Origin of the sequence: Enterococcus sp. 3G1_DIV0629, from assembly GCF_002141285.1 — a bacterium.
GTDB classification, from domain to species: domain Bacteria; phylum Bacillota; class Bacilli; order Lactobacillales; family Enterococcaceae; genus Enterococcus_B; species Enterococcus_B lactis.
The window spans coordinates 85,205-110,200 of record NZ_NGLI01000003.1; the positions used below are offsets into that span (position 1 = coordinate 85,205).

Consider the following 24,996-nt stretch of genomic DNA (forward strand, 5'->3'; position numbering starts at 1 on the left):
AAGCTATTCACTATAAAAGGGAATCCGTTTTGAAAATCGAACAATGATTTTCGTAGGACTCCCTTTTTGTATAAGCTAATTTACAGGATGATTATTTTGGATCGTTCATGACAAATCTTTTTTTATTGGTTGATCTGAAAAAATCAATGTATCAATCGATATACCTTCTGTTTCAAAAATAACCACTTCATTTCTGCCTTTTTTTAGTACATCTTTTGGACAATATAGTGATAAAACAGGCCCATGATTCCAGTACCTCCCGAGATTGAATCCGTTGACGATGACGACTCCCTTACCATATAAAGAACAATCGATATAAGTATCTGCTTCTTCAGCAAGATCAAATTCAAATTGATAAAAAGAAGGCTGTGATGGGTCTTTGCCAGCGGAATAGTCGATTTTATCTAGTTGAGCTTGTTCGAAAGTCAACGGGTAATGGCGGTATCCAAGATGGAAATGGATATCTTGCATGACACCATTGCGAATCCCTTTTGATTGGGAGGGACTATTCAATTTTGCACCGTAATTGACTCTTCCTAAATTCTCAACTAGAACATCTAATGCGATAGTGGGCTGATTTTTTTGTCCTTCAATCATCATTTCATCACCTAGTGTTTCTTGTGTTTGCGTTTGATCGTATTTGCCGTCAATATATATTTGTGCACGATCGTTTGTTTCGATTAAACGTAGTTTATTTTTATGTCCGTAATTTTTTAAGGTAAGTGAATATAATAAATAGCCGTAGCCATTGCTTGCTTGTTCCATTGTCAAAGGGTAATCTGTTTTGATTTCTTCACAGATCTGTTCTTTTATATGAAATAGAGAAACGCTTCTATTTACCGGATAAGTCCCTAGATTTTTTAACGTTTTTGTTCGGGGCTCTGCTTGCCAAACAGATGGACAAACTTCTTTGATGACCCTTTGAACTGCATAATATTTCTCAGTAGGTTGTCCAGCTTCGTTTAATAGTGCATCGTAATCATAGCTTGTGATTTGCGGAAGATCTGTATTGCCTCGAGCAGAACACCCATTATAAAAACCAAAATTTGTTCCCCCGTGGAACATATAAAGATTCAAGGAACCAATTTCTAACATCTTTTTTACTTCAGTTGCTAATTCTTCGGGATCACGTGTAATGATAGGTTCTCCCCATCGATTAAACCATCCATCCCAATACTCCATACACATGATCGGCCAATTTTTTTGATGATTCTGCATAAATTCTTTTAAGACCTGCGCATTTTCTTTTGAGTGGCTTCCAAAATTACCAGTCACAAAAATGTCTTCATCAATTAATGTACCAGCATCTAACACCTCTAGCCAAGCACCATCGGAGGTAAATAAAGGAACATTAATCGAATGTGCAAGCATCAATTCTTTTGTTTGGCGTAAATAAGATTTTTCCATTCCGTAAGAACCGTATTCATTTTCGAGCTGCATCATGATGACTGGACCACCTTGTGTGATCTGAAGAGGTGCAAGTTTTGGTAGAAGTACTTGATAATAATTTTTCAATTTTTCCATAAATCGAGGATCGGTAGAACGTACTCTTATATCAGGTTCTTTCAACAACCAAGCAGGTAATCCACCAAATTCCCATTCAGCGCAAATGTAGGCGCAAGGACGTAAAATTACCATCAAGTCTAATTCTTGAGCAATTTTTACAAATTGAACGACATCTTTGAATCCGGAAAAATCAAAGGAACCTTCTTGTGGTTCGTGAAGATTCCACGGAATATAAGTTTCAACCGTATTTGCTCCTAGTGCTTTTAAATTATATAAACTGTGCTCCCATTGAGAAGGGGGTATTCTGAAATAATGGATTGCCCCACTAATGATTTTTGTAGGAATACCGTCGACTAAAAATTCGTCTTTTATTTTAAATGTTTGCATGTCTATTCATTCTCCTTACCAGTAAGTGTTCCATTCAGGTTTTGCTAAACGCATAAGCGCTTCTAAATAAAAGTAGTCGCCCCATAGATTTGGCTCATCGACTCCTTTTCCTTCCGCATGAGCATAAACGCCATGTAAAAGAATTCCTTCATTTTCTGGATCATTTTTAGCAGTATAGTGTGTTCCTAATTGATAAATCATTCCTTTTGCTATTTCTTTTGCTTCAGGATACGCTTCCATTTTTTCTGCTTCTAATAATCCACATGCAGCAATCGCTAGAGAAGAACTGTCTTTATCTGATGGAAAATCATCATTGAAATCAAAATCCCAGTAAGGTACAAGATCTTGAGGTAAATGTTCTAAGAAAACATCGACGATTGCTTTGTAGTTCAACGGAAAAGGAACAGAATGCAAGTATCGCTCGTTTAGTGGAATCCCTAAAATCGCCCAACTTTGCCCTCTAGCCCAGATCGACTCATCACTATGACCTTGATGCGTTGCACCATGTGTTGGAACTCCTGTGTTTGAGTCAAAGTAATAGGTATGGAAAGTCGTGGCATCTTCACGAATCACGGTATGCAACAATGTCTGGTAATGCTTGAAAGCCACTTCTTTATAATGTGGGTCATTAGAAAGCGTACATGCTTGGAACAACAAAGGAAGGTTGATCAAAGAATCAATAATCAAACGGTATTCGAGAGGATCACCGGATGCTCCCCAAGCTTGAATAAAATTCCCTTTGTTCTGAAATCTTGCCACTAAAATATTTGCAGCTTGTAAGAGCGATTCTTTACACAACTGACTATCCACGACTTTATACCCGGCTCCAGCGGATAAACTATAAAGAAAACCGATATCATGATGATCAAGGACGAAGTGTTGGTCTAAGCGTTTTTGAAAGCTATGGATATTTTCCATTGCACGTACTAGAAATTTCTCTTCTTTTGTCCATTCATAAGATAACCAAAGCATTCCCGTCCAAAAACCATTTGTCCAATCATCATTTTTTTTGATTCGATATTTTCCGTTTGTTGCACAAGCTGAAGGGAAATCTAACCCGAAACGAACCATATTTTTTTTGATACGCATCATGCACCATTCAAATTGTTCATCCAACCAATTTTTATCTACAAATGTTCCCAATTCAATCAACATTTCCTTTTTTTGTTGAATATTCATAGCTACCTCCTCTTAAAATGTTAACATATTAACTTAAAAGTAGTATAACGTATTTAGAAAAAAAAAGCGAGTATTCAAGAGGATTTAAAAAAGTTTATTAGATGAGAGCAAACAAAAAAGTGAAAGCTATTCCGCTTCCACTTCAATTTTTGTTTTAAAATATTTCCAATGTTTATAACTGATGATATATTCTGCCACACTTTGATCTGCTAAGTAAGAGTGTTTGATTTGTTGTACAACAGGTTCTCGGAAACTTAGATTCAATAGATTAAGTAGTTCTGCATGCTCTGGGAAAACAATTTCATTTGTTTCCACAGAAGCAAGGGAAAAAAGATCAATCCCAAAATCTTTACGAACTTTTTCGTATATACTTGAATAGACAGAAATATCTTTTGCTATTGGTTCTTTCACTAATTTTTTTGGTAAGTGAGTGATGTGGACCAAAAAGGGTGTGTCTTCAAAGAAACGAACACGTTTAATTTTATAGTAAGAAGCATTTGCTGGTAAGCCCAATTCCTTCAAAATATCCATTTCATTTTCTTCCTCAATCGAGAGTACTTTAACTTTTTCTTTATCTAAAGAATGTAGTTCGATATCAGAGAATTTCACACTTTGAGAAACTTTTGATTTTGAAACGAATGTTCCTTTTCCTTGGATACGATAGAGATAGCCTGCAGCAGTTAGTTCATTGAGAGCCTTGACTGCAGTAATTGAACTAACAGAATATTTCCGTTTGATATCTGCTTCTGAGTAAAATTTATCACCAGGAATAAAGTGGTGGTTTTTGATTTCTTCAAGTAAGTCTTGCTTGATTTGCTCGTATTTAGGAATCATACTAGAAGTCTTCCTTTCTTTCATCATCATTATCTAATAGGATAACATGTTAACATATCCAAATCAATTAAAACCCATGAAGTCTGCTATTGCAGAAGTAAATAAAATTATGACGGTAGATGAATTTAGTGGAACTTTATAAAAATAATAGAAGTAAAATTGGGATAAAACATCACACTCTAGAAAGCGGATACAAAAATGTCTGATGCAATGGACAAATTTCAGTGAAACAGATGGAGTAAAAATGGTTATGATAAAGATGCAAAGGGGGAAGGATCATGACTAGTCAAATGAATCGAGAAAATAAATTAGTGCTACTATTGTCAAAACAAAATCATTACATGACTTCAGAAGAATTAGCTGATTTATTAGATACCTCGACTAAAACGGTCTACCGCTTAGTAAAAAAAATAAATACAGAATTTCAAAATGGTCACTTGATTTTATCAGAAAAGGGGAAAGGGTATAAATTAGACTACGAAAAATTTATTGAACGAAACAAAGAAACAAATAATCTATCAATTAGTCTATCGCCAAATGAACGTCAGAATCGTGTAATTGAGGAACTTTTACTGTCTTCACCAAGAGCAATCAGGATATCTGAGCTTTTTAATGCCTACGAGGTGGGTGATTCGGCAATTTCCAATGATGAGAAAAGTATCGCACAAAAGTTGAGGAAGTTTGATCTTCAATTGATTCGAAAAAATCGGACATTAGCCATCAAAGGTTTAGAAGAAGATATACGTAGAGGGCTTGCAGAAGTTATTTGGCGCATGAATATCCTTGATATCGATGAAATAAATGCTTCGAAAACGTTCAACTTCAATCGTTACGATGTCTTGTTCGTTTCAGATCAATTAAAGCTAATCGAAAAAATATTAGAAGGTGGACTTCCTTATCCTTACAATGTCAATATTTTTTCACATCTGTATATCTTGATCAGTCGCTCAAGGAAAAGGAGTGCTCCCGCCAGAGAAGAGGAACTAACCACGGAACAAATTGAATTCTTTGAAAAAGATAACCAAATTAAAAAAACGGCCGAAATCGTTATACAAAATGTTGAAAAATATCTTACAACTTCGTTATCTGTGAATGAATCTTACTATCTCTATCAGTATCTAGTTTCCTCAAGAATGGAAAAAACAACAAAAGAAATAAAAAAATTTCCAGAAGAGGTAGAAAAAATCACTACTTACTATTTAACAGAAGTAGGAAAACGAATCAATATGAAAGTGACAAATGAAAGTATTTTTATTGATCTAGCCAATCATATCAAACCAATGATCAATCGCTTAAAAAACCGTATCCACGTAAAAAATGGCTTGTTGGACCAAATTCAGCTGACCTATGAAAAAATCTATAACAGTGTGTCTGAAGTATCTAAAGAAGTCAGTCAGCACTTCAAATTACCTCTAATCAATGCAGATGAGATTGGCTTCATAACGTTGTATTTCGCACGGATGTTAGAAACACAACAATTACCGATTCAAACTTTGATTATGTGTACGACAGGTATTGGAACTTCTGAATTGCTGAAAGCAAAAATCATCAAAAAATTTCCAGATTTAAATATAGTAGATGTCATTGCGACAAAAAACTATCGTACGGCTTTAGAAAAAAATCCGAACATCGAATTGATTTTGACAACTGTTGGAATCCACTCACGATTAGGAGTCCATACATTACTTGTTAGTGCGATGCTAACAGCAGATGATCAATCACGAATCCAGAAAAAGATTGGGGAAATCTATAATGAAAGATGAGTTCATCGAAAGAATCGAAGTATCCGTTACTTCTCAACGAGAGACATATCATTGGTTAGCAAGTTCACTTTATCCTGGAGAAGAAGAGAAAATAAGTATATTGATGGAAGCTTTTCTTATGCGTGAACAAAATGGAAATATTCAAATCGAAGAGGGGATCATTCTTCCTCATATTGAACATGAGTTGATTACTGAATCAAAAATCATCATTTTGTATCCCCAAAAAACCAGTATTCAATGGAACGAAGCAATCGAACAAGTCGATTTGATTCTTTTTGTATTGCTTTCGCCAAACGAAACTACGGAAAAAAAGAAGAAAATAGCGAATTTCATGAGATGTTTAGCGGACGAAAGATTTATTCAAACATTAAAGAAAAGAAAATAAGGAGAGACAAAAGATGAAAATTGTAGGTGTAGCCGCATGTACAGTTGGGATTGCCCATACGTATATTGCACAAGAAAAATTAGAAAATGCAGCCAAAAAAGCAGGATACGAGATGCACATCGAAACGCAAGGAACGATTGGTATCGAAAATGAATTAACCCCAGAACAAATAAAAGAAGCAGATCTCGTGATTCTGGCAATTGATGTAAAAATAAGTGGCAGAGAAAGATTTGAAGGAAAACGTATCATTCAAGTACCGACAGAAATCGCCATCAAATCACCCAATAAACTAATCGAAAAAGGCGTTGAAGTCGTAAAACAAGCGTGAAGGAGTGGAAATGCCATGGAAGTAACAAACATCATCGATCCGAATACGATCAAAACAAACTTAGCAGGAACGACAAAAGAAGAAGTACTTGAAGAATTAGCAACTATATTGTTGGAAAATGCGTATATCACCGATGTAAAAGAATTTATGAAAGATATATATGCTCGTGAGAAAGAAGGGCAGACAGGTATTGGGAACTACATTGCAATTCCTCATGGAAAAAGTGCATCTGTCAAAAAGATCGGGGTAGCAATTGGAGTGACAGCTCGAGAAATCCCTTGGGAAACATTAGATGGTAAAGGGGTAAAAGGAATTATTTTGTTTGCTGTGGGTAATGATAATGAAGGGGCTAAAACTCACTTGAAGTTGTTATCTTTATTTGCAAGGAAACTAGGAAATGATGAAGTTGTTGAGCAATTGATTAAAGCAAAAGAGACAAAAGAGGTCATCGCAGCATTTGCATCATAAAAAGGAGGAAGAAAACATGAAGATCATAGGAGTAGCCGCATGTACAGTTGGGATTGCCCATACGTATATTGCACAAGAAAAATTAGAAAATGCAGCCAAAAAAGCAGGACACGAGATGCACATCGAAACGCAAGGAACGATTGGTATAGAAAATGAATTAACCTCAGAACAAATAAAAGAAGCAGATCTCGTGATTCTGGCAATTGATGTGAAAATAAGCGGCAGAGAACGATTTGAAGGAAAACGTATCATTCAAGTCCCCACTGAAATAGCCGTAAAGTCACCCAATAAACTGATCGAAAAAGCACAAGAAATAATTGAAAAACAACTTGTTTGATCATAAGGAGGGAAAAAAAGATGGAAAAGATAAAAAAGTTAAATTTAAAGGGACATTTATTGACAGCGATTTCTTATTTGATTCCAATCGTTTGTGGAGCAGGGTTCTTGATTGCTATCGGGATGGCGTTCGGTGGAACAAGTCAAGGAACACTGGTACAAGGTGAATTTTCTTTTTTTGATGCTTTAGCAACAATGGGGGGCGCTGGTTTAGGGTTACTTCCTGTAGTCATCGCAACGGGGATTTCTTATTCTATTGCAGCAAAACCAGGGATTGCTCCAGGGTTCATCATCGGGTTGACAGCGAATGCTATTGGGGCTGGTTTTATTGGGGGGATATTAGGTGGCTATCTTTCTGGATTTCTCGTGTTAGCTATTTTAAACCATGTGAAAGTCCCAAATTGGGCAAAAGGACTGATGCCAACATTGATTATTCCCTTTGTTGCTTCCATCCTAGGTGGGTTAATCATGGTCTATATCATTGGAACCCCTGTTGCCTTGTTTACGTCTATTCTTACGAATTTCTTAGATGGATTAGGTAATTCGTCCTTGTTGATTTTTGGCGGTGTGATCGGCTTACTAAGTGGCGTTGATTATGGTGGGCCAATTAACAAAACGGTTTTTGCTTTTGTTCTCACAATGCAAGCAGAAGGAATCAATGGGCCAATTACAGCCCTCCAATTGGTGAATACGGCGACGCCTATCGGTTTTGGATTAGCTTACTTTGTCGCAAAAATATTTCGGAAAAACATCTATACAAAAGTGGAAGTCGAAACATTGAAATCAGCTGTTCCAATGGGTGTGATCAATATTGTCGAAGGTGTGATCCCACTAGTGATGAATGATATCGTTCGAGGCGTGGTTGCTACGGCCATTGGCGGATTTGCTGGTGGTGCAACGACAATGATCCTAGGCGCCGATGCAACAGTCCCCTTTGGCGGTGTATTGATGATTCCGACGATGTCCAGACCTTGGGCAGGCGTGATAGCAATCTTAGTGAATGTTCTTGTGACAGCCGTTGTTTTGGCAATTATCAAAAAAGATGTGGGGAAAGAAGTCGAATCCGTAGTGGAAAAGGAAGAAGAAGATATTGACTTGGGGGACATTCAGATTTTCTAAATCCTTCATTTAGTCGGGGATTCAAGCATTGATTTTTAAATAAAGGAGTCTTATATATGAGTAAAGTTTTGTTCTCACCGTCTTTAATGACGATGGATCTAGATAAATTTAAAGAACAAATTGAGTTTTTGAATCAGCATGTCGATTCTTATCATATCGATATCATGGATGGACATTATGTACCTAATCTGACACTGTCTCCATGGTTCATTGAGGAAGTACGAAAAATCAGTCATTTACCAATGTCTGCCCATTTAATGGTCACAGACCAAAGTTTTTGGGTGAATCAATTGATTTCACAAAAATGCGAATGGATTTGTATGCATGTCGAATGTTTAGACGGGCTAGCCTTTCGATTGATCGATCAGATCCATGATGCAGGGTTAAAAGCAGGAGTCGTATTAAATCCTGAAACACCTATTGAAACAATGTTCCCTTATATTGATTTAGTGGATAAAATCACCATCATGACAGTCGATCCCGGTTTTGCTGGGCAGCGCTTCATCGAAAGCACATTAGATAAAATCGTTGATTTAAGAAAACTTCGTCAAGAAAAGGGATATCATTATTTGATCGAAATGGACGGATCTTCGAATCGAAAATCATTTAAGCGAATTGATCATGCCGGACCAGATATCTATATCATCGGACGTAGTGGATTATTTGGTTTAGACGAAGACATTGAGACATCATGGGCCATCATGAAAAGAGACTATGAGGAAACAACTGGAAAAAGTATAGAGTAAGGAAATAGTTAAAAAGGTAAGAGGCAAAAGTTTAAGAGCTACTTTTGCCTCTTACCTTTTTTGTATGCTGATCCTTTTCAGATAATTGTACAGAAATAAAAAACATAATATGTTAAGATGTTAGGTTTACGAATGAGATAAACTATGTTATAGTGTGCTTGTACAAAAGATAATATGTTAAGTAAGATTTTATTTTTGGGGAGGAAAAGTGATGCAGAATATTATATTGATTAGTCATGGCAGTATGGCTGAAGGCGTCAAGGCAAGTCTAGAAATGATCGTCGGAAAGCAAGATCATGTTCATGTCGTTGCGTTGACGCCTGATGGGGACAATCGGCAATTCGAAAAAGAATTATTAAAAAAAATGAAAGCCCTTAACGGCTCATCCTTGATTATTGCAGATCTTTTAGGTGGTACGCCATGTAATGTAGCATTAAGCAACTATCTAGAATCAGAAAATGTAGAAATTATTGCAGGGATGTCTTTACCATTAGTCATAGAAGCAACGTTGAATTCAACTGCTACGGTAAAAGAATTGATCCAAGCAGCAACAACTGGCATTGTTGATGTGAAGCAAAAAATGGAACAAACAGAAATCGAAAAAGAACCAAGCCTACCAATGGATAATAGCCAATTGTATGAGGCATATAAAGGAAAAGAAAATATCGTGAATGTCAGGATAGACGAGCGTTTGATTCATGGACAAGTTGCGGGCATCTGGGCGCCCAGTTTGCACACACAGCGAATCATTGTGATCAACGATGAAGCAGCAGCAGATTCGTTACAAAAATCTTCCTTAAGAATGGCAGCGCCTACATCGATGAGACTTTCAGTTTTGCCGGTTGAATCTGCTGCGAAAAATATACGTTCAGGAAAGTATGGAAAACAGCGTCTATTCCTAGTATTCAAAAATCCAACAGATGTCTTACGTTATTTGAAAGCTGGAGGAAAGCTAACACACGTAAATGTTGGAAATATGAGTTATAAAGAGGGGTCAAAAGACATAACCAAAAGTATCAAAGTATTAGAAGAAGAAATTGATGTGTTCGAATCAATTGCAGCAATGGATATAAATGTAACCGCTCAATTGGTACCAAATGATCCAGTTATTGACTTCATGGATAAACTGAGAAATTAAACAAAAATGAGGAGGAAGAAAGTATGCACTTAGCAGCGTATCAAATTATTCTTATTACGGTTTATGCTTTTATTGCAATCAATGATTCGCTTATTTCAAATACATTAACACAACCAGCCATCGCAGGTATGATTTCAGGAATGATCATGGGAGACTTAAAAACAGGATTGATGGTTGGAGGTACATTGCAACTAATGAGACTAGGGATTGCGGCTTTCGGTGGGGCATCAGTTCCTGATTATTTCACAGGAGCCGTCTTGGGAACAGTATTTGCGGTTATCTCTGGGAAAGGTGCAGAGTATGGTATAGGATTGGCTGTTCCAGTATCTTTATTGATGTTGCAACTTGATGTAGTCGCTCGCTTTTGTAATGTTTATCTCTTGCATCGTGTAGATAGAGCAATTGATGATATGAAAATCAATCGTATACCGCGATTAGTCTTATCTGGCTCTTTTCTTTGGGGATTATCACGAGCCATTCCGATTTTATTGATGCTTTTAGTCGGTGATGCTGCTGTTTCAACGATCACAGAAAATACACCAGAATGGTTGATGAATGGACTAAAAACTGCTGGTGGGGTGTTACCAGTCGTTGGTGTGGGAATCTTGTTGCATTACCTTCCAACAAAACAATATATTCCTTATTTACTATTGGGTTTCTTTTTAGCCGCTTATTTACAAGTGCCAATGCTTGGTATCTCAATCGTCGGTGTGATTGCTGCAATTATTGTATTTAAAAAAGATAGTGAAAAAGCAGAACATCCGACAGTGACAGCCACAAATAATGGAACATTTGAAGGAGGATATGATGGGGATGAATAACCAGAAATTAACAAAACAAGAGCTGAATGCGATTAGTTGGCGCTATATTTTAGGAAGTCAGCTGAACTGGAACTATGAACGAATGATGAGTTCTGGCTATTTATATGGGATATTACCAGTATTGAAAAAATTCTATGGTAATGACGAATCACAATTACAGGATATGATGCGTACACATAATCAATTCTTCAATACCAACGCGATTTTCGGAAATTTAATCATGGGGATTGATGTGGCAATCGAAGAAGAAGATGGTTACAAAGCAAAAGACACAATCATTGCCTTAAAAACAGCTTTAATGGGTTCTCTTGCTGGCGTAGGTGATTCATTGTTCCATGTGATTTGGGGAACGATTTTTGGCTCGATTGCAGGAACATTAGCTCAAAGCGGCTCAATTGTTGGGTGTGTGATTTGGGTCATCGCGAATATCGCTTTATTATTTGGACGGGCTGCGTTATTACCATTAGGATACAAACAAGGAGTCAAACTTGTCACAACTTTGAAAAACAAATTATCTGCATTCACTAATGCCGCAACAGTTTTAGGTGTCACGGTAATTGGTGCTTTGATTCCTTCCGTGGTAAAGGCAACGGTCCCATTTGTTTACAAAAAAGATGGTGTGGAATTAGTTATCCAAGATACATTAGACGCTATTTTACCCTCTCTTGTTCCAGTGTTACTTGTTTTATTAACTTATTGGATGTTGGGACAAAAGAAATTAAATTCCACACGAGTAATCTGGATCATTTTGATTCTTTCCATTGCATTAAGTGCGGTTGGTATTTTAGCTTAAAAGGAAAAGTGAGATACGTCCGTTCACACATTTGTCCAAAAAGTAGAGGCTAAGCGGTTTTCTCATTCACTAAGATAAATGTGATTTTAGCCTCTGTATATTCATACAATCTGATGAGAAAGAGGGAGCAAAGATGGAGAAAAAAGGTTTGGGTAAAAGGATTCTTTTGATGAGTATGCTTAGTTTAATTAGTTTATTTGGAATGAGTATATCAACCTTTGCCGAGGAAGATGAATTTCAAAAGATGGAAGAACGATGGAAAAGTCAACTTGTCTTTGAAAAAGAAAGTCCGGAAAATGAGTCATTAAGAGCATATATAGAAACGTTATCAAAAGAAGCGGGAAATTTATATCAAACATTGGATCAATCACCTGACCGGACCTATCTATGGCCACTTGAATCGGGAAATACTTCTTCAGCAGATTTGACGACACAATTTACGAAACTCCAGAAACTTACTTATGCCTATAAAACAAAAGGGACAACACTTTATCAACAGCCAGAGGTTGCTGCAGCAATTAAAGAGGGAATCGATTTTATGATTACCAAAAAAGGATATGATGGGAAAAAGTATTATGGAAATTGGTGGGATTGGCAAATTGGTATCCCACAAAAATTTGTGAATATCCTTCTACTGTTGCACCAAGAGCTATCCAGTGAAAAAATCCAACAATATACAGCTATTTTAAATCAATATGTACCTGATCCATTCCAGCAATTATATACTAAACCACAAGATTCATTTGTAGACCTTGCATTTATCCCTAACTTTTCAACGACTGGTGCCAATCGAACAGACTTATCATTGACTGTTTTAGGAGTAGGTATTTTACAAAAAGATGCCACAAAAATCCATCAAGCAGTGAATGGGCTCAAAGATGTTTTTCAACTCGTGACAAGTGGAGATGGGTTTTACGCAGATGGTTCCTTTATCCAGCATAATGATATTCCTTATACAGGTTCTTACGGGAATGTACTAATCAAAGGAGTCGGACAGATTTTTACGATTGTGGATGGGACTTCTTATACAGCAGCTTCTGATGACATTCACGCTTTCGTAGAAAATGTAGAGAAGGCCTTTATTCCTTTGATTTACCAAGGTGAAATGCTTCCCATGGTGAATGGACGCGCTATTTCACGTGCGCCTTCAAAGACGAAGGTAGGATACGGGTCTTCAACGATGTATAATTTATTGATTGTTTCAAAATTTGCACCAGAAGATAAGCAAAAGGAACTAAAAGAAGCAGTCAAATATTGGATGCAATTGAACCCTTCGTATTATATAACGAATGTAAGAGATTATAATGATCTGGTCATGACACTATCCTTATTAGAAGACCAGACGATTTTAGGGAAGGATTTACCATTCATAGGGACAAAAATGTATCATAAAATGGATCGTTTTGTTCAGCGTACCAGTAAGTATATGGTAGGAATCAGTATGTATTCGAACCGTATCTCTTCTTTTGAAGCAGGAAATAAAGAAAACAAACGTGGCTGGCATACATCGGATGGGATGGTCTACTTATATAATGAGGATGATGTACAATTCGGTAAAAGCTATTGGCCGACTGTCGATCCTTATCGATTGCCAGGAACAACGGTCGATACAGTCCCTTTAAAAGATGAAATCTCTTCTTTTACGACTGTGCGATCAAATGAGAAAGCCGTTGGCGGTGTATCAAATGAAGGTCAGGCAGTGGTAGGTATGGCTCTAAATAAAACTGGAACAAAGAATAATGGGGCAATTTTGCCAATGGATGTCAAAGGGAAAAAATCGTGGTTTGTGCTTGACGATCAATTGATTGCGCTTGGTTCGGGAATTACCGGTAACACAAATGCGTCGATTGAAACGGTTATAGATAATCGTTTATTAAACGATCAGTTTACTTATAAAGTTGTAACAGAAACAGGAGAAGTTACCCAGCCAACCGAACAAAGTGAAAAAGAATGGTTATTGTTACAATCAAGTCAACCAGAAACATCGATCGGTTATTATTTTCCTGAGAAAGAAACAGTAAAAGTGATGAGTGAAGAACGGCAAGGTACTTATAGGGAAATCAATGAATCATTTCCTAGTGATGAAGTTTATCATGGAAGTTATCGGAAGTTTTTGATCAATCATGGAAAACATCCAATCAATGAAGCTTATGCATATGTGATATTACCAGGAGTGAACGAAAAAGGATTAAAAGAATATGCAGAAAAAGAACCAGTTACTATTCTTCAAAATACTCCAAAAATTCAAGCAGTAAAAGTAAAAGAATCCGGTTATTTGGGTATCAATTTTTGGGATAATACTGGTGGAGAATTAGATGGATTAAAAACAGATAAACCACTTTCTGTATTAAAGAAAATAAACGAACAAGAAAAAAGTTATACGTTTGCTGATCTTGCTCATACAAAGACGAAAATAACGATTGAATTACCAAATGATTTTGAAGCTATTCGAAGCATGAGTGAAGGAATTACCTATGATGAGCAGATGGGTCGCTTTACTATTGATTTTTCGCAAACATCGGATACACAAAAACAAATTGTCGTGGAATAAAAAAGCGCACAAGAATAGAATATTCTTGTGCGTAATTTTTTTCCTTATTCCAATCCAATCAAATAATCGTCATCTTTCATCGCTTCTACATGACCTAACAAATAGCCGTTTCCGACTTGTGAGAAGAAGTCATGGTTGCTTGTGCCTGTTGAAATCCCGTTCATTACGATTGGGTTGACATCATTGGCAGTATCTGGGAAGAGTGGATCCATCCCTAGGTTCATCAATGCTTTGTTGGCATTATAGCGTAGGAATGTTTTGACTTCTTCTGTCCAACCGATTGGATCGTATAATTCTTCTGTATAACGTTCTTCGTTTTCATAAAGCTCATAAAGAAGATTGTACATCCAGTCTTTCAACGTTTCTTGTTCTGCTTCAGGCAATTCGTTGAAACCTAATTGGAATTTGTAACCGATGTAGGTTCCATGTACCGATTCATCTCGGATGATTAGTTTGATGATCTCTGCTACGTTTGCCAATTTGTTGTTTCCTAAATAATAAAGTGGAGTATAAAAACCTGAATAGAACAAGAATGTTTCTAAAAAGACGCTGGCAATTTTCTTTTCTAGCGGTGTACCGTGTTTGTAGATTTCATTGATACGCTCAGCTTTTTTTTGCAGATAAGGATTCGTATTCGTCCAGTCAAAAATTTCTTCGATTTCTTTTTTCGTGTTCAGTGTACTAAAAATAGAAGAATAACTTTTGGCATGAACGGATTCCATGAATTGGATATTGTTCAAAACGGCTTCTTCATGGGGAGTGCGGACATCTTTACGCAACTGATCCATGCCGCTTTCAGATTGGACAGTATCCAGCAGTGTCAAACCGCCGAATACATGTCCTACTGTATCTTTTTCCAATTGAGACAATGTGCGCCAATCATCTAGGTCATTTGAAAGTGGGATACGTGTATCTAGCCAAAATTGCTCCGTCAGCTTCTCCCAAGTGGATTTATCAATGATATCTTCAATTTCATTCCAGTTTATTGCTTCATAATATGTTTCTGACATGAGAATGCTCCTTTAATTAAAATATGAATAAGCGAATCTATCTATGATATTAGATCACGCAGCTTTCACATTGATTGCTTCCGATTTCTTCTGCATCATCAGTAAAGGTACGTACATAATAAATGGATTTGATTCCTTTATGGAAAGCGTAATGTCTTAAAATATTCAAATCACGTGTCGTTTGCTTCGTTGTTGTCTTCCATTCATAAATACCTTCTGGGATTTCAGAACGCATGAATAAAGTCAAACTCATGCCTTGATCGACGTGTTGTTGTGCCGTTGCATAAACATCGATCACTTTACGCATGTCCATATCATAAGCAGAAGTGTAATATGGAATCGTCTCATTGGATAAATAAGGCGCTGGGTAATAAATTTTACCGATTTTCTTCTCTTGGCGTTCTTCGATCATGCGAGTGATAGGATGAATGCTTGCACTCGTATCATTGATATATGAAATTGAGCCATTTGGTGCTACTGCCAAGCGATTTTGGTGATATAGCCCATCTTTCATTACTGCTTGTTTCAAGGCATTCCAATCTTCAGCAGTTGGAATAAAAATCCCTTCAAACAATGCTTTGACTTTTTCTGATTTTGGCTGGAATTCTCCAGTTACGTATTTTTCGAAATAAGTGCCGTCAGCATAAGCTGATTTTTCAAAATTATGGAAAACTTGTTTTCTTTCACGAGCGATATTGTTGCTTTCAACAAGTGTCCAATAATTCAACAGCATGAAGTAAATATTTGTAAAGTCTAATGAATCCTCTGAGCCATATTCCATTTGTTCTTTTGCAAGATAAGTGTGTAGACCCATGGCACCTAATCCAATCGTATGATTCAGATTATTTCCGTTTTGGATCGGTGGTACGACATCGATATCAGATGCATCTGTAATAAATGTCAATGCACGAGTCATCGTACGCACAGATTGACCAAAGTTAGGGCTTTGCATCAAATTCACGATATTTGTCGAACCTAAGTTACATGAGATATCTGTTCCTAATACTTCATACTCCTGTTTGCCGTTGATCACAGAAGGCGTTTGAACTTGTAAAATCTCTGAACATAAATTACTCATGATAATCTTACCGTCGATTGGATTCTCGCGGTTCGCTGTATCAATATTGATTACGTAAGGATAGCCAGATTCTTGTTGTAATTTTGAGATTTCATTTTCAAGATCACGCGCTTTGATTTTTTGTTTGCGAATGTTTGGATTTGCAACTAGATGATCATACTCAGCTGTAATATCTACATAAGAGAATGGGACACCATATTCTTTTTCGACACTATATGGACTAAATAAATACATATCTTCGTTTTTGCGTGTCAATTCATAAAATTTATCAGGTACGATCACACCAAGAGAAAGAGTTTTTACGCGAATCTTTTCATCTGCATTTTCTTTTTTTGCTGAAAGGAAAGCAATAATGTCTGGATGGAACACATTCAAATAAACCACACCAGCTCCTTGACGCTGACCTAATTGATTAGAATAGCTGAAACTATCTTCGAATAATTTCATGACTGGAACGACACCACTCGCAGCACCCTCGTATCCTTTGATAGGAGCGCCGGCTTCACGAAGATTTGATAAAGTAATCCCCACGCCGCCACCAATACGGGACAATTGCAAAGCAGAGTTGATTGAGCGCCCGATAGAGTTCATATCGTCAGTGACTTGAGTCAAGAAACAAGACACCAATTCGCCCCGACGTTTACGTCCAGCATTCAAGAAAGAAGGTGTAGCTGGCTGATAACGTTGATGGATCATTTCATCTGCAAGAGCAAGTGCTAATTCTTCATCGCCGTTTGCAAAGTAAAGCGCATTGAAGGCTACTCGATCTTCATAAGTTTCCAGATAAGCGGAACCGTCGTTGGTTTTCAACGCATATTGAGAATAAAATTTGTAAGCAGCCATAAAAGATTTGAAAGAAAAATGTTGTTCGTCCAAAAATTGATATAGCTTTTCAATAAATGATGGTGAATATAATTGGATGAATTCTGCTTCTATATATTCTTGATCGATCAAGTAATTGATTTTTTCCATAATAGATGAAAAAGTCATCGTATTTGGTTTGACATTTTCTTCAAAAAAGGCAGCCAAAGCTTCTTTATCCTTATTCAAAGGGATTTGACCATTGACTGGTCGATTGATTTCATTATTCAGCTTGAAATAACTGACATCTTGTAAATTTTTAAGACTCATACGTACGCCCAACCTTCATTTCGTATTTGATGATGCTTGATTGCAAATCATTGCATTGTTTTTAAGCTTTAAAAAAGGATTTGGAAGTTTGCGACAAAAACTGGTGCTGTCTCAAGCCCTTCAAATCCATGTAACTTGTTTTGATTCTTTTAGTCATGTTAGCTGGCAAGTTTACGCAACTGATCAGGACGGAATCCGATAACTGTTTCTGCATCGGAAGTAATGACAGGAACACTTTGGAATCCTTGTGCTTTCAACCAGTCTACTGCTTCCGGTTGTTCATCGATATTGACTTCTTCAAAAGCGATTTGATTTTCTGTTAAAAAACGTTTGACCATCTTGCATTGCATGCAATTATTTTTAGAAAAGATTTTTACGTTCATGATGAGTGCCTCCTCTAAACACATTCTTATTATCTATAATAGATAGTATAAAACTCTTAGTAAAAAAGTCAAACAACAAACACTACATATTGTGTTGTGGAAACTGTGGAATACTAAGTTTTGTGTTTTTGAAAAAAGAGCTGAAAACAAGTATCGTGTGGGAAAATAGCAAATCTAATAGAGAAAAAATTGTGGAAAACTATGAAGAAATATTTTTTTCTCATTTTTATCTATCAATAATAAAGAATCGCTCATAATATCACAAGTGTAATTGACATTCTCAATTACCGAGAGTATTCTATGTGAGAATGATTCTCATTTATTTGCGTAATACGTAAGAAAACTAGAACATATAATGAATGATTTCAATACATGATTTATTTCACAAGAGAGGAATCAATATGCAGACCTTAGCTCAGGCAAAGCAAAACATCGTTTATCAAGTCGAACGAATCGAAACAGAAGAAAAAACAAAACGCCATTTGCAAAATATTGGGGTCGTTGCCGGAAGTAAAATCGTCGTCGTCAATTTATCAGGCAACAATGCCATTTTACTGGTAAAAAGTCATCGAGTGGCAGTAAGTCGGGAAATACTAAGTCAGATCTTTGTCAATAAAAAGACTGCTTCCTCTGAAAGCTGGACCTCTCTTGATCAATTAAAAGCAGGAGAGACTGGGATCGTCGTAGCCATCCACGGACAAGGCGCAGTGAAGCGGCGGTTGATGGATATGGGATTGACGCGAAATGTAAAAATAGTCATCCGAAAACTAGCCCCTCTAGGAGATCCAATCGAACTGACAGTGCGAGGATATGAATTGACGTTACGAAAGTCAGAGGCTGAATTAGTCTTGGTACAAAGGGAGGAAAACGAATGAATATCGCGTTAGTCGGAAATCCAAACAGCGGAAAAACGAGCTTGTTCAATCTCTTGACTGGTTCGAATCAATATGTAGGGAATTGGCCGGGCGTAACAGTAGAAAAAAAAGAAGGATCGTTGAAAAAAAATCCGAACATTCATATTCAAGACCTACCTGGCATCTATTCTTTGTCTCCTTATACACCCGAAGAAGTGATTGCAAGAGATTATTTGGTTCATGAACAGCCTGAACTGATCATCAACATTATTGATGCTACCAATTTAGAGCGGAATCTATATTTAACTACGCAGTTATTAGATTTAGACATTCCTATGATCATTGGTCTGAATATGATGGATGTCATCAAAAAAGAAGGAAAAAAAATCAACCTAGAAAAGCTTTCCTATGGTCTTGGTGTACCAGTTTTACCAATCAGCGTATTGAAAAAGCAAGGAATCGAAAAATTAATCGAAAAGATGCAGGAGTCTGCAAAAAAACGGCCCTCTATTCCTGTTCCCTGTACATACGATTCGCGTTTAGAAGCAGCTTTACATGAAATTGAAGATGTACTAGGAGAAAAAAGCAGCAAGAAACGCTGGTATGCAATGAAATATTTTGAAAGAGATCAGAAGGTGAATGAGGATGATGAGATAACAATTTCTCAGCAAAAAGAAATCGAACAACTGATCCAGTTGACAGAGAAACTATTGGATGACGATAGTGAAACGATTCTAGTCAATGAACGTTATGAATTTATTACCCAATTATGTGCACTATCTGTCGTGTCAAATGATTCTTTCCAATTATCGATGAGTGACAAAATCGATCAGATTGCAACGAATCGTTGGTTAGCCTTGCCAATCTTTGCATTTGTGATGTGGCTGATTTATTACTTGGCTATTCAAACAGTAGGAACAATGGGGACAGATTGGATCAATGATACATTGTTTGGAACGTGGCTACCAGAACATGTTGGCAGACTGTTAGCTGAATGGCAAGTAGCTGGATGGATGCAGGAGCTGATCTTGAACGGCATCATTGCAGGCGTGGGAGCAGTATTAGGATTTTTACCGCAATTGATCGTATTGTTTTTATGCTTGAGCTTTCTAGAAGACTGCGGATATATGGCGAGGATCGCTTTTGTCATGGATCGACTTTTCCGGAAATTCGGGCTTTCAGGAAAATCCTTTATTCCTATGCTGATTGCCACGGGATGTGGAGTACCAGGCGTCATGGCTACTCGCACGATTGAAAACGAGCAAGATCGTCGGTTGACGATCATGGTCACGACATTCATGCCTTGTTCTGCAAAGTTGCCGATTATTGCCTTAGTAGCAGGGGCCTTTTTTCCTCACCAATCTTGGGTAGCTCCTTCTGCCTATTTTCTTGGGATGACTGCAATTATTTTCTCTGGAATCAGCTTGAAAAAAACGCGTTTGTTTGCCGGAGAAACAGCTCCGTTTATCATGGAATTGCCTGCATATCATTTTCCTCAATGGTCAACGATCCTAAGACAAACCTATGACCGCAGCAAGTCTTTTGTTAAAAAAGCAGGAACGATTATCTTTGTTTCTAGTATCGTGATCTGGTTTAGCTCTTCTTATAATTTTTATGCTCAACCTGTTCCTGAAGACCAAAGTATCCTAGCCTTTTTCGGACGAATCCTGGCTGTTGTTTTTCAGCCGCTTGGTTGGGGGAATTGGCAAGGAACTGTCGCAGCGATTACAGGATTAGTTGCTAAAGAAAATATTATTGGCACATTTGGTATTTTATTTGGACATGCGGAAGTATCCGAAAATGGCAGAGAAATCTGGCAAGTGCTACAACACACATATACTCCCGCAGCAGCTTATTCATTGTTAGCCTTCAATTTACTTTGTGCGCCTTGTTTTGCGGCAATTGGGGCTATCCATCGGGAAATGAATGCCAAGAAATGGACTTGGATCGCCATAGGCTATCAATGCGGTTTAGCTTATTTAGTTAGTTTTGTGATCTATCAGTTGGGACACTTATTGGAAGGTGGACAGGTAGCCTTAGGGACGTATCTTGCTATTTTACTGATGATAGGTCTCGTTTATGTTTTGTTCCGTCAGCCAAAATCCAAGAACCAGTTTTATACTATATTGTCATTAGAAGGAGAGGAATAGGATGGCGACATTCTTATTAAGTGTATTAATCTTTGGAAGTGCAGGAGCGATTGTCTATACTCGTTTAAAATCCGGAAAGAATTGTGATGACTGTCAAACAGCTTGCCCAGTAAAAAAGGAACAGATCAAGCGATGATCAGTCGTTGCAAGAGGCTGTTCTCCCCTTTTTTGCTTATTTTGCTAGAGCATAGTAAGATGAGGGAAAGTAAAAAAAGAAAGAGGAAAGAAAATGTCTGGAAAGAAAAAAATCGTCCGCCCGCGCTATCAACAGATTGCTGTCGATTTAGCCGAACGTATCGTTGAAAACCGATATAAAGTGGGTGAGAAGATCCATGCTCGCTCAACGCTTGCCAGTACGTACAATGCTTCTCCTGAGACTACCCGAAAGGCTATCAATGTGCTGGTAGATCTTGGGATCATGGAAGTACGGCATGGGAGTGGGGCATTTGTTGCCTCGAAAGAAAAAGCAAAAGATTTCCTATTGCAGTATCAAGATGTACAATCTATCCAAGATACAAAAGCAGAAATCATGGCGAGTGTGGAGAAGCAACAAGATGAGCTGAATCATTTTTCTCAATTATTGGATCAGCTGGTCAATCAAACGAAGCGAATACATAAGATGAACCCGTTACTTCCGTTTGAATTGTCTTTATCAGAAAAAGCAATGCATCTGGACCGTTCGATTAGCGAGTTGAATATCTGGCAGGCGACTGGTGCTACAGTTATCGCAATTTCTCATAACGAAGAACTACTTGTTTCACCTGGACCTTATGCTAAATTTACGGCAGGGGATATCGTTCATTTTATTGGAAATGAGTATACGCTACAGCGTATGACAAACTTTTTTTACCCGGAACATCAGCTTGCAGAATGATTGTGTGAAATATTATAAAAATATTAACTTGGCTAAACCTTTTATTTATAAAGATTTAACCAAGTTTTTTTCTGTTTAGACAAGCAAATTTCTTTCATTTTTGACAAAGTGACTACATGATGTTAACATAGTGTGGTCACTTTTTTCAGAAAGAAAAATGAATTTACATAAAAAAGGAGAATTTGTTTGGTAAAAGTAGAAGTAAAACATTTAACAAAGATATTTGGTAAAAAGACACAAGCCGCTTTAGATATGATGAATGATCACCAGCCGAAAACGGAGATTTTAAAGAAAACCGGTGCGACGGTTGGTGTGTATGACGTGAATTTTGACGTAAAAGAAGGAGAAATCTTCGTGATCATGGGGCTTTCCGGGAGTGGGAAATCCACATTGATCCGTCTATTGAATCGTCTGATCGAACCAACTTCGGGCAGTATCTATATTGATGGAGAAGATGTATCGAAGTTAAGTAAAGAAGAATTGCGAGAAGTCCGTCGTCATAAAATCAATATGGTTTTCCAAAACTTCGGTCTGTTTCCACACCGAACGATCTTGGAAAATACAGAATACGGGTTAGAAGTCCGTGGTGTACCTAAAGAAGAACGACAAGAAAAAGCAGAAAAAGCATTAGAAAATTCTAGTCTGCTTTCATTTAAAGACCAATATCCTAATCAGTTATCTGGTGGGATGCAGCAACGGGTCGGCTTAGCCAGAGCTTTAGCGAATGATCCTGAGATCTTGCTGATGGACGAAGCGTTCTCGGCTCTTGATCCGCTGATCCGACGAGAAATGCAAGACGAATTACTGGACCTGCAAGCCAATGTTCAAAAAACGATTATTTTCATTACCCATGATTTGAATGAAGCTTTACGGATTGGGGACAGAATCGCATTAATGAAAGACGGCGAAATCATGCAGATCGGAACAGGTGAAGAAATATTGACCAATCCAGCAAATGATTACGTACGTGAATTTGTGGAAGAAGTTGATCGTTCCAAAGTGCTTACTGCTCAAAACATCATGGTACCTGCATTGACGACGAATATCGAATCTGATGGACCAAATGTCGCATTGACAAGGATGCGTAATGAAGAAGTCAGCATGCTGATGGCTGTTGACCGAAAGAGACACCTGAAAGGAATCATTACTGCAGATCAGGCGTTAGAAGCTAGGAAGCAAAAACGTCCATTGATCGACTTCTTAGATGAAAATGTGACGGTGATCGGAAAAGACATGGTTGTAAGTGATATTTTCAATATTATTTATGATTCACCGACTCCGCTTGCAGTTGTAGAGGATGGAAAATTAAAAGGTGTCGTCATCCGAGGTAGTGTGATTGAAGCATTAGCAGAAACAAGCGAGGTGAGTGAACATGAATAATCTATTAAACTATCAATTACCAGTGGCAAACTGGGTAGAAAATATCACAGAATGGTTTACGACAACTTTTTCTGGCCTATTTTCATTTTTACAAACGATCGGACAGGCAGTGATGTCGGGGATTACAAATTTACTGTTAGTGATCCCAGCGCCTTTGTTTATCTTGTTATTGACGATAGCAGCTTTCTTTATTTCTAAGAAACGTCCAGGACTTACGTTGTTCACATTGATTGGTCTATGGTTTATTTATAACCAAGGCCTATGGAATGACTTGATGAATACTGTCACACTTGTTCTTTTATCTAGTGTGATCTCAATCATCATAGGTGTACCGTTAGGGATCTTGATGGCAAAAAGCAGTAAAGCTCAAAGCATCATCAAGCCAATCCTTGACTTTATGCAGACGATGCCAGGATTCGTTTATTTGATTCCGGCAGTTGCATTTTTCGGTATCGGGATGGTGCCAGGGGTATTTGCCTCAGTCATCTTTGCTTTGCCACCAACCGTTCGTTTTACGAATTTAGGGATTCGACAAGTACCGAAAGAGTTAGTAGAAGCTTCTGATTCATTCGGGAGCACAAGTCGTCAAAAACTATTCAAACTAGAATTGCCTTTAGCTAAAAGTACGATCATGGCAGGGATCAATCAAACAACGATGCTGTCACTTTCAATGGTCGTTATTGCCTCTATGATTGGTGCACCCGGCTTAGGACGGGGAGTATTGTCCGCTTTACAAAGAGCACAAGTCGGGAATGGATTTGTCAACGGGGTTGCATTAGTTATCTTAGCAATCATCATTGACCGTTTTACGCAGCATTTGAATCAGCCAAACAATAAGAAAGTTGCAGGAGCTGCAACACAAAAAAGTAAAAAACGTCAAGGTTTGATCATTGGTGCTGTAGTAGTAGTGATCTTAGGTGCGATTGGTATAGGAAGTTTTTCTTCTGCCAAAGAAACAAAACGTATCAACTTGTCTTATGTCGAATGGGATACAGAAGTTGCTTCAACAAATGTAGTCGGTGAAGTATTGAAACAAATGGGCTATGATGTAACGATGACACCGCTAGATAATTCAATCATGTGGAAATCTGTTTCAAATGGTGAGTCAGATGCCATGGTTTCAGCTTGGCTACCTAAAACTCACGGTTCACAGTATGCACAATATAAAGATCAAGTCAAAGACCTAGGTGCCAATTTGACAGGAGCAAAAGTCGGTTTAGCAGTACCAGCCTACATGGATGTAAATTCGATCGATGAGTTAACCGATCAGGCAGGTAAGAAAATCATAGGAATCGAGCCAGGAGCTGGTGTAGTTACGGCTGCTGAAAACACGATCCAAAAATATGACAACTTGAAAGACTGGAAAGTCGAGACATCTTCTTCAGGAGCAATGACCGTTGCACTAGGACAAGCAATCAAAAAACACGAACCAATTGTAGTTACAGGATGGACACCTCATTGGATGTTTGCCAAATATGATCTGAAATACTTGGAAGATCCTGAAAACGGAATGGGAAGCGAAGAGCAGATCCATACGATGGTTCGAAAAGGATTGAAAGAAGACCAGCCAGAAGCTTATAAAGTATTAGACAATTTCCATTGGTCAGAAAAAGATATGGAAAAAGTTATGTTGGAAATCAACAATGGAAAAGATCCACAGCAAGCAGCAAAAGACTGGATCAAAGAGAACCAAGAATTAGTCGAAAGCTGGAAAAAATAAAAAGAAAGACACGAGATAAATGGAGCTTCCAAAATTGGATCAAATATCCAAATTTGGAAGCT

At 37.6% G+C, this 24,996-nt stretch carries 23 protein-coding genes; 17 read left to right on the top strand and 6 right to left on the bottom strand.

Translation table 11 applies throughout. From position 1 onward, the window contains the following. Window positions 1–105: 105 nt before the first annotated feature. The 3 genes from A5816_RS12660 to A5816_RS12670 all read right to left on the bottom strand — a co-directional run bounded on the left by A5816_RS12660 (window position 106) and on the right by A5816_RS12670 (window position 3,906). Window positions 106–1,893 (bottom strand): beta-galactosidase family protein, encoded by a 1,788-nt coding sequence (locus A5816_RS12660; RefSeq protein WP_086311468.1) that lies wholly within the window; start codon window positions 1,891–1,893, stop codon window positions 106–108. A 15-nt stretch (window positions 1,894–1,908) separates the two neighbouring features. Then, on the bottom strand, window positions 1,909–3,072 hold the full coding sequence (locus tag A5816_RS12665) for a glycoside hydrolase family 88 protein (protein WP_002374868.1): 1,164 nt from the start codon (window positions 3,070–3,072) through the stop codon (window positions 1,909–1,911). Window positions 3,073–3,198: 126 nt separating this feature from the next. Beyond that, window positions 3,199–3,906, bottom strand: coding sequence for a GntR family transcriptional regulator (locus tag A5816_RS12670; protein ID WP_002290565.1), 708 nt, complete (start codon window positions 3,904–3,906; stop codon window positions 3,199–3,201). Window positions 3,907–4,184: 278 nt separating this feature from the next. Between A5816_RS12670 and A5816_RS12675 the strand changes: the two genes are divergently transcribed. The 11 genes from A5816_RS12675 (at window position 4,185) to A5816_RS12725 (ending at window position 14,354) form a co-directional block, all read left to right on the top strand. Next, a complete protein-coding gene (locus tag A5816_RS12675; RefSeq protein WP_086311469.1) occupies window positions 4,185–5,669 on the top strand; it encodes a PRD domain-containing protein in 1,485 nt (494 codons plus the stop codon). Further along, on the top strand, window positions 5,659–6,054 hold the full coding sequence (locus A5816_RS12680) for a PTS sugar transporter subunit IIA (protein WP_002374866.1): 396 nt from the start codon (window positions 5,659–5,661) through the stop codon (window positions 6,052–6,054). Before A5816_RS12675 ends, A5816_RS12680 begins: the two co-directional genes overlap by 11 nt. Window positions 6,055–6,067: 13 nt before the next feature. Further along, window positions 6,068–6,382 carry a PTS fructose transporter subunit IIB gene (locus tag A5816_RS12685; protein ID WP_038399099.1) on the top strand — a complete coding sequence of 105 codons (315 nt, stop codon included), beginning with the start codon at window positions 6,068–6,070 and terminating at the stop codon, window positions 6,380–6,382. Window positions 6,383–6,397: 15 nt separating this feature from the next. Further along, complete coding sequence (locus A5816_RS12690; RefSeq protein ID WP_002290571.1) at window positions 6,398–6,850, top strand: fructose PTS transporter subunit IIA; 453 nt, start codon at window positions 6,398–6,400, stop codon at window positions 6,848–6,850. A gap of 16 nt (window positions 6,851–6,866) precedes the next feature. Beyond that, on the top strand, window positions 6,867–7,187 hold the full coding sequence (locus tag A5816_RS12695; protein WP_086311470.1) for a PTS fructose transporter subunit IIB: 321 nt from the start codon (window positions 6,867–6,869) through the stop codon (window positions 7,185–7,187). Between the two features lie 20 nt (window positions 7,188–7,207). Next, the gene (locus tag A5816_RS12700; RefSeq protein WP_010732896.1) at window positions 7,208–8,305 is read left to right on the top strand and encodes a PTS fructose transporter subunit IIC; all 1,098 of its coding nucleotides are present in this window, start codon (window positions 7,208–7,210) and stop codon (window positions 8,303–8,305) included. A gap of 56 nt (window positions 8,306–8,361) precedes the next feature. Continuing rightward, window positions 8,362–9,051 carry a D-allulose 6-phosphate 3-epimerase gene (alsE, locus tag A5816_RS12705; RefSeq protein ID WP_086311471.1) on the top strand — a complete coding sequence of 230 codons (690 nt, stop codon included), beginning with the start codon at window positions 8,362–8,364 and terminating at the stop codon, window positions 9,049–9,051. A 211-nt stretch (window positions 9,052–9,262) separates the two neighbouring features. After that, window positions 9,263–10,189, top strand: a complete 927-nt coding sequence (locus A5816_RS12710) for a PTS mannose/fructose/sorbose transporter subunit IIAB (RefSeq protein WP_086311472.1) — start codon at window positions 9,263–9,265, stop codon at window positions 10,187–10,189. Window positions 10,190–10,212: 23 nt separating this feature from the next. Beyond that, the gene (locus tag A5816_RS12715) at window positions 10,213–11,010 is read left to right on the top strand and encodes a PTS sugar transporter subunit IIC (protein ID WP_002341162.1); all 798 of its coding nucleotides are present in this window, start codon (window positions 10,213–10,215) and stop codon (window positions 11,008–11,010) included. Then, complete coding sequence (locus tag A5816_RS12720; protein WP_025478531.1) at window positions 10,997–11,803, top strand: PTS system mannose/fructose/sorbose family transporter subunit IID; 807 nt, start codon at window positions 10,997–10,999, stop codon at window positions 11,801–11,803. The genes A5816_RS12715 and A5816_RS12720 overlap by 14 nt, the downstream gene beginning before the upstream one ends. 133 nt (window positions 11,804–11,936) lie before the next feature. Further along, complete coding sequence (locus A5816_RS12725) at window positions 11,937–14,354, top strand: polysaccharide lyase 8 family protein (RefSeq protein ID WP_086311473.1); 2,418 nt, start codon at window positions 11,937–11,939, stop codon at window positions 14,352–14,354. Between the two features lie 44 nt (window positions 14,355–14,398). Here A5816_RS12725 and nrdF read toward each other — a convergent pair whose 3' ends face one another. From nrdF to nrdH, 3 genes are all read right to left on the bottom strand, one after another. Next, window positions 14,399–15,364, bottom strand: coding sequence for a class 1b ribonucleoside-diphosphate reductase subunit beta (gene nrdF, locus A5816_RS12730; protein ID WP_002287792.1), 966 nt, complete (start codon window positions 15,362–15,364; stop codon window positions 14,399–14,401). A 49-nt stretch (window positions 15,365–15,413) separates the two neighbouring features. Beyond that, complete coding sequence (gene nrdE, locus A5816_RS12735) at window positions 15,414–17,573, bottom strand: class 1b ribonucleoside-diphosphate reductase subunit alpha (RefSeq protein ID WP_002374859.1); 2,160 nt, start codon at window positions 17,571–17,573, stop codon at window positions 15,414–15,416. Window positions 17,574–17,731: 158 nt separating this feature from the next. Further along, window positions 17,732–17,956, bottom strand: coding sequence for a glutaredoxin-like protein NrdH (nrdH, locus tag A5816_RS12740; RefSeq protein WP_002287795.1), 225 nt, complete (start codon window positions 17,954–17,956; stop codon window positions 17,732–17,734). 401 nt (window positions 17,957–18,357) lie between these two features. Between nrdH and A5816_RS12745 the strand changes: the two genes are divergently transcribed. The 6 genes from A5816_RS12745 (at window position 18,358) to A5816_RS12775 (ending at window position 24,934) form a co-directional block, all read left to right on the top strand. Next, complete coding sequence (locus A5816_RS12745; protein ID WP_025478530.1) at window positions 18,358–18,831, top strand: ferrous iron transport protein A; 474 nt, start codon at window positions 18,358–18,360, stop codon at window positions 18,829–18,831. Then, entirely contained in the window at window positions 18,828–20,960 is a 2,133-nt protein-coding gene (feoB, locus tag A5816_RS12750; RefSeq protein WP_086311474.1) for a ferrous iron transport protein B, read from the top strand. Before A5816_RS12745 ends, feoB begins: the two co-directional genes overlap by 4 nt. A gap of 1 nt (window position 20,961) precedes the next feature. Further along, window positions 20,962–21,096 carry a hypothetical protein gene (locus A5816_RS12755; protein WP_002290587.1) on the top strand — a complete coding sequence of 45 codons (135 nt, stop codon included), beginning with the start codon at window positions 20,962–20,964 and terminating at the stop codon, window positions 21,094–21,096. Window positions 21,097–21,189: 93 nt separating this feature from the next. Further along, window positions 21,190–21,834 carry a GntR family transcriptional regulator gene (locus tag A5816_RS12765; protein WP_002287801.1) on the top strand — a complete coding sequence of 215 codons (645 nt, stop codon included), beginning with the start codon at window positions 21,190–21,192 and terminating at the stop codon, window positions 21,832–21,834. Between the two features lie 186 nt (window positions 21,835–22,020). Next, window positions 22,021–23,214, top strand: a complete 1,194-nt coding sequence (locus A5816_RS12770) for a glycine betaine/L-proline ABC transporter ATP-binding protein (protein ID WP_010732904.1) — start codon at window positions 22,021–22,023, stop codon at window positions 23,212–23,214. Beyond that, on the top strand, window positions 23,207–24,934 hold the full coding sequence (locus A5816_RS12775) for an ABC transporter permease/substrate binding protein (protein ID WP_086311475.1): 1,728 nt from the start codon (window positions 23,207–23,209) through the stop codon (window positions 24,932–24,934). Before A5816_RS12770 ends, A5816_RS12775 begins: the two co-directional genes overlap by 8 nt. The last annotated feature ends 62 nt before the right edge of the window (window positions 24,935–24,996 follow it).

Bases quoted from the DNA above. Each gene is read 5' to 3' on its own strand.
- A5816_RS12660 (WP_086311468.1), bottom strand. From the start codon at position 1,893: ATGCAAACATTTAAAATAAAAGACGAATTTTTAGTCGACGGTATTCCT.
- A5816_RS12665 (WP_002374868.1), bottom strand. From the start codon at position 3,072: ATGAATATTCAACAAAAAAAGGAAATGTTGATTGAATTGGGAACATTT.
- A5816_RS12670 (WP_002290565.1), bottom strand. From the start codon at position 3,906: ATGATTCCTAAATACGAGCAAATCAAGCAAGACTTACTTGAAGAAATC.
- A5816_RS12675 (WP_086311469.1), top strand. From the start codon at position 4,185: ATGACTAGTCAAATGAATCGAGAAAATAAATTAGTGCTACTATTGTCA.
- A5816_RS12680 (WP_002374866.1), top strand. From the start codon at position 5,659: ATGAAAGATGAGTTCATCGAAAGAATCGAAGTATCCGTTACTTCTCAA.
- A5816_RS12685 (WP_038399099.1), top strand. From the start codon at position 6,068: ATGAAAATTGTAGGTGTAGCCGCATGTACAGTTGGGATTGCCCATACG.
- A5816_RS12690 (WP_002290571.1), top strand. From the start codon at position 6,398: ATGGAAGTAACAAACATCATCGATCCGAATACGATCAAAACAAACTTA.
- A5816_RS12695 (WP_086311470.1), top strand. From the start codon at position 6,867: ATGAAGATCATAGGAGTAGCCGCATGTACAGTTGGGATTGCCCATACG.
- A5816_RS12700 (WP_010732896.1), top strand. From the start codon at position 7,208: ATGGAAAAGATAAAAAAGTTAAATTTAAAGGGACATTTATTGACAGCG.
- alsE (WP_086311471.1), top strand. From the start codon at position 8,362: ATGAGTAAAGTTTTGTTCTCACCGTCTTTAATGACGATGGATCTAGAT.
- A5816_RS12710 (WP_086311472.1), top strand. From the start codon at position 9,263: ATGCAGAATATTATATTGATTAGTCATGGCAGTATGGCTGAAGGCGTC.
- A5816_RS12715 (WP_002341162.1), top strand. From the start codon at position 10,213: ATGCACTTAGCAGCGTATCAAATTATTCTTATTACGGTTTATGCTTTT.
- A5816_RS12720 (WP_025478531.1), top strand. From the start codon at position 10,997: ATGGGGATGAATAACCAGAAATTAACAAAACAAGAGCTGAATGCGATT.
- A5816_RS12725 (WP_086311473.1), top strand. From the start codon at position 11,937: ATGGAGAAAAAAGGTTTGGGTAAAAGGATTCTTTTGATGAGTATGCTT.
- nrdF (WP_002287792.1), bottom strand. From the start codon at position 15,364: ATGTCAGAAACATATTATGAAGCAATAAACTGGAATGAAATTGAAGAT.
- nrdE (WP_002374859.1), bottom strand. From the start codon at position 17,573: ATGAGTCTTAAAAATTTACAAGATGTCAGTTATTTCAAGCTGAATAAT.
- nrdH (WP_002287795.1), bottom strand. From the start codon at position 17,956: ATGAACGTAAAAATCTTTTCTAAAAATAATTGCATGCAATGCAAGATG.
- A5816_RS12745 (WP_025478530.1), top strand. From the start codon at position 18,358: ATGCAGACCTTAGCTCAGGCAAAGCAAAACATCGTTTATCAAGTCGAA.
- feoB (WP_086311474.1), top strand. From the start codon at position 18,828: ATGAATATCGCGTTAGTCGGAAATCCAAACAGCGGAAAAACGAGCTTG.
- A5816_RS12755 (WP_002290587.1), top strand. From the start codon at position 20,962: ATGGCGACATTCTTATTAAGTGTATTAATCTTTGGAAGTGCAGGAGCG.
- A5816_RS12765 (WP_002287801.1), top strand. From the start codon at position 21,190: ATGTCTGGAAAGAAAAAAATCGTCCGCCCGCGCTATCAACAGATTGCT.
- A5816_RS12775 (WP_086311475.1), top strand. From the start codon at position 23,207: ATGAATAATCTATTAAACTATCAATTACCAGTGGCAAACTGGGTAGAA.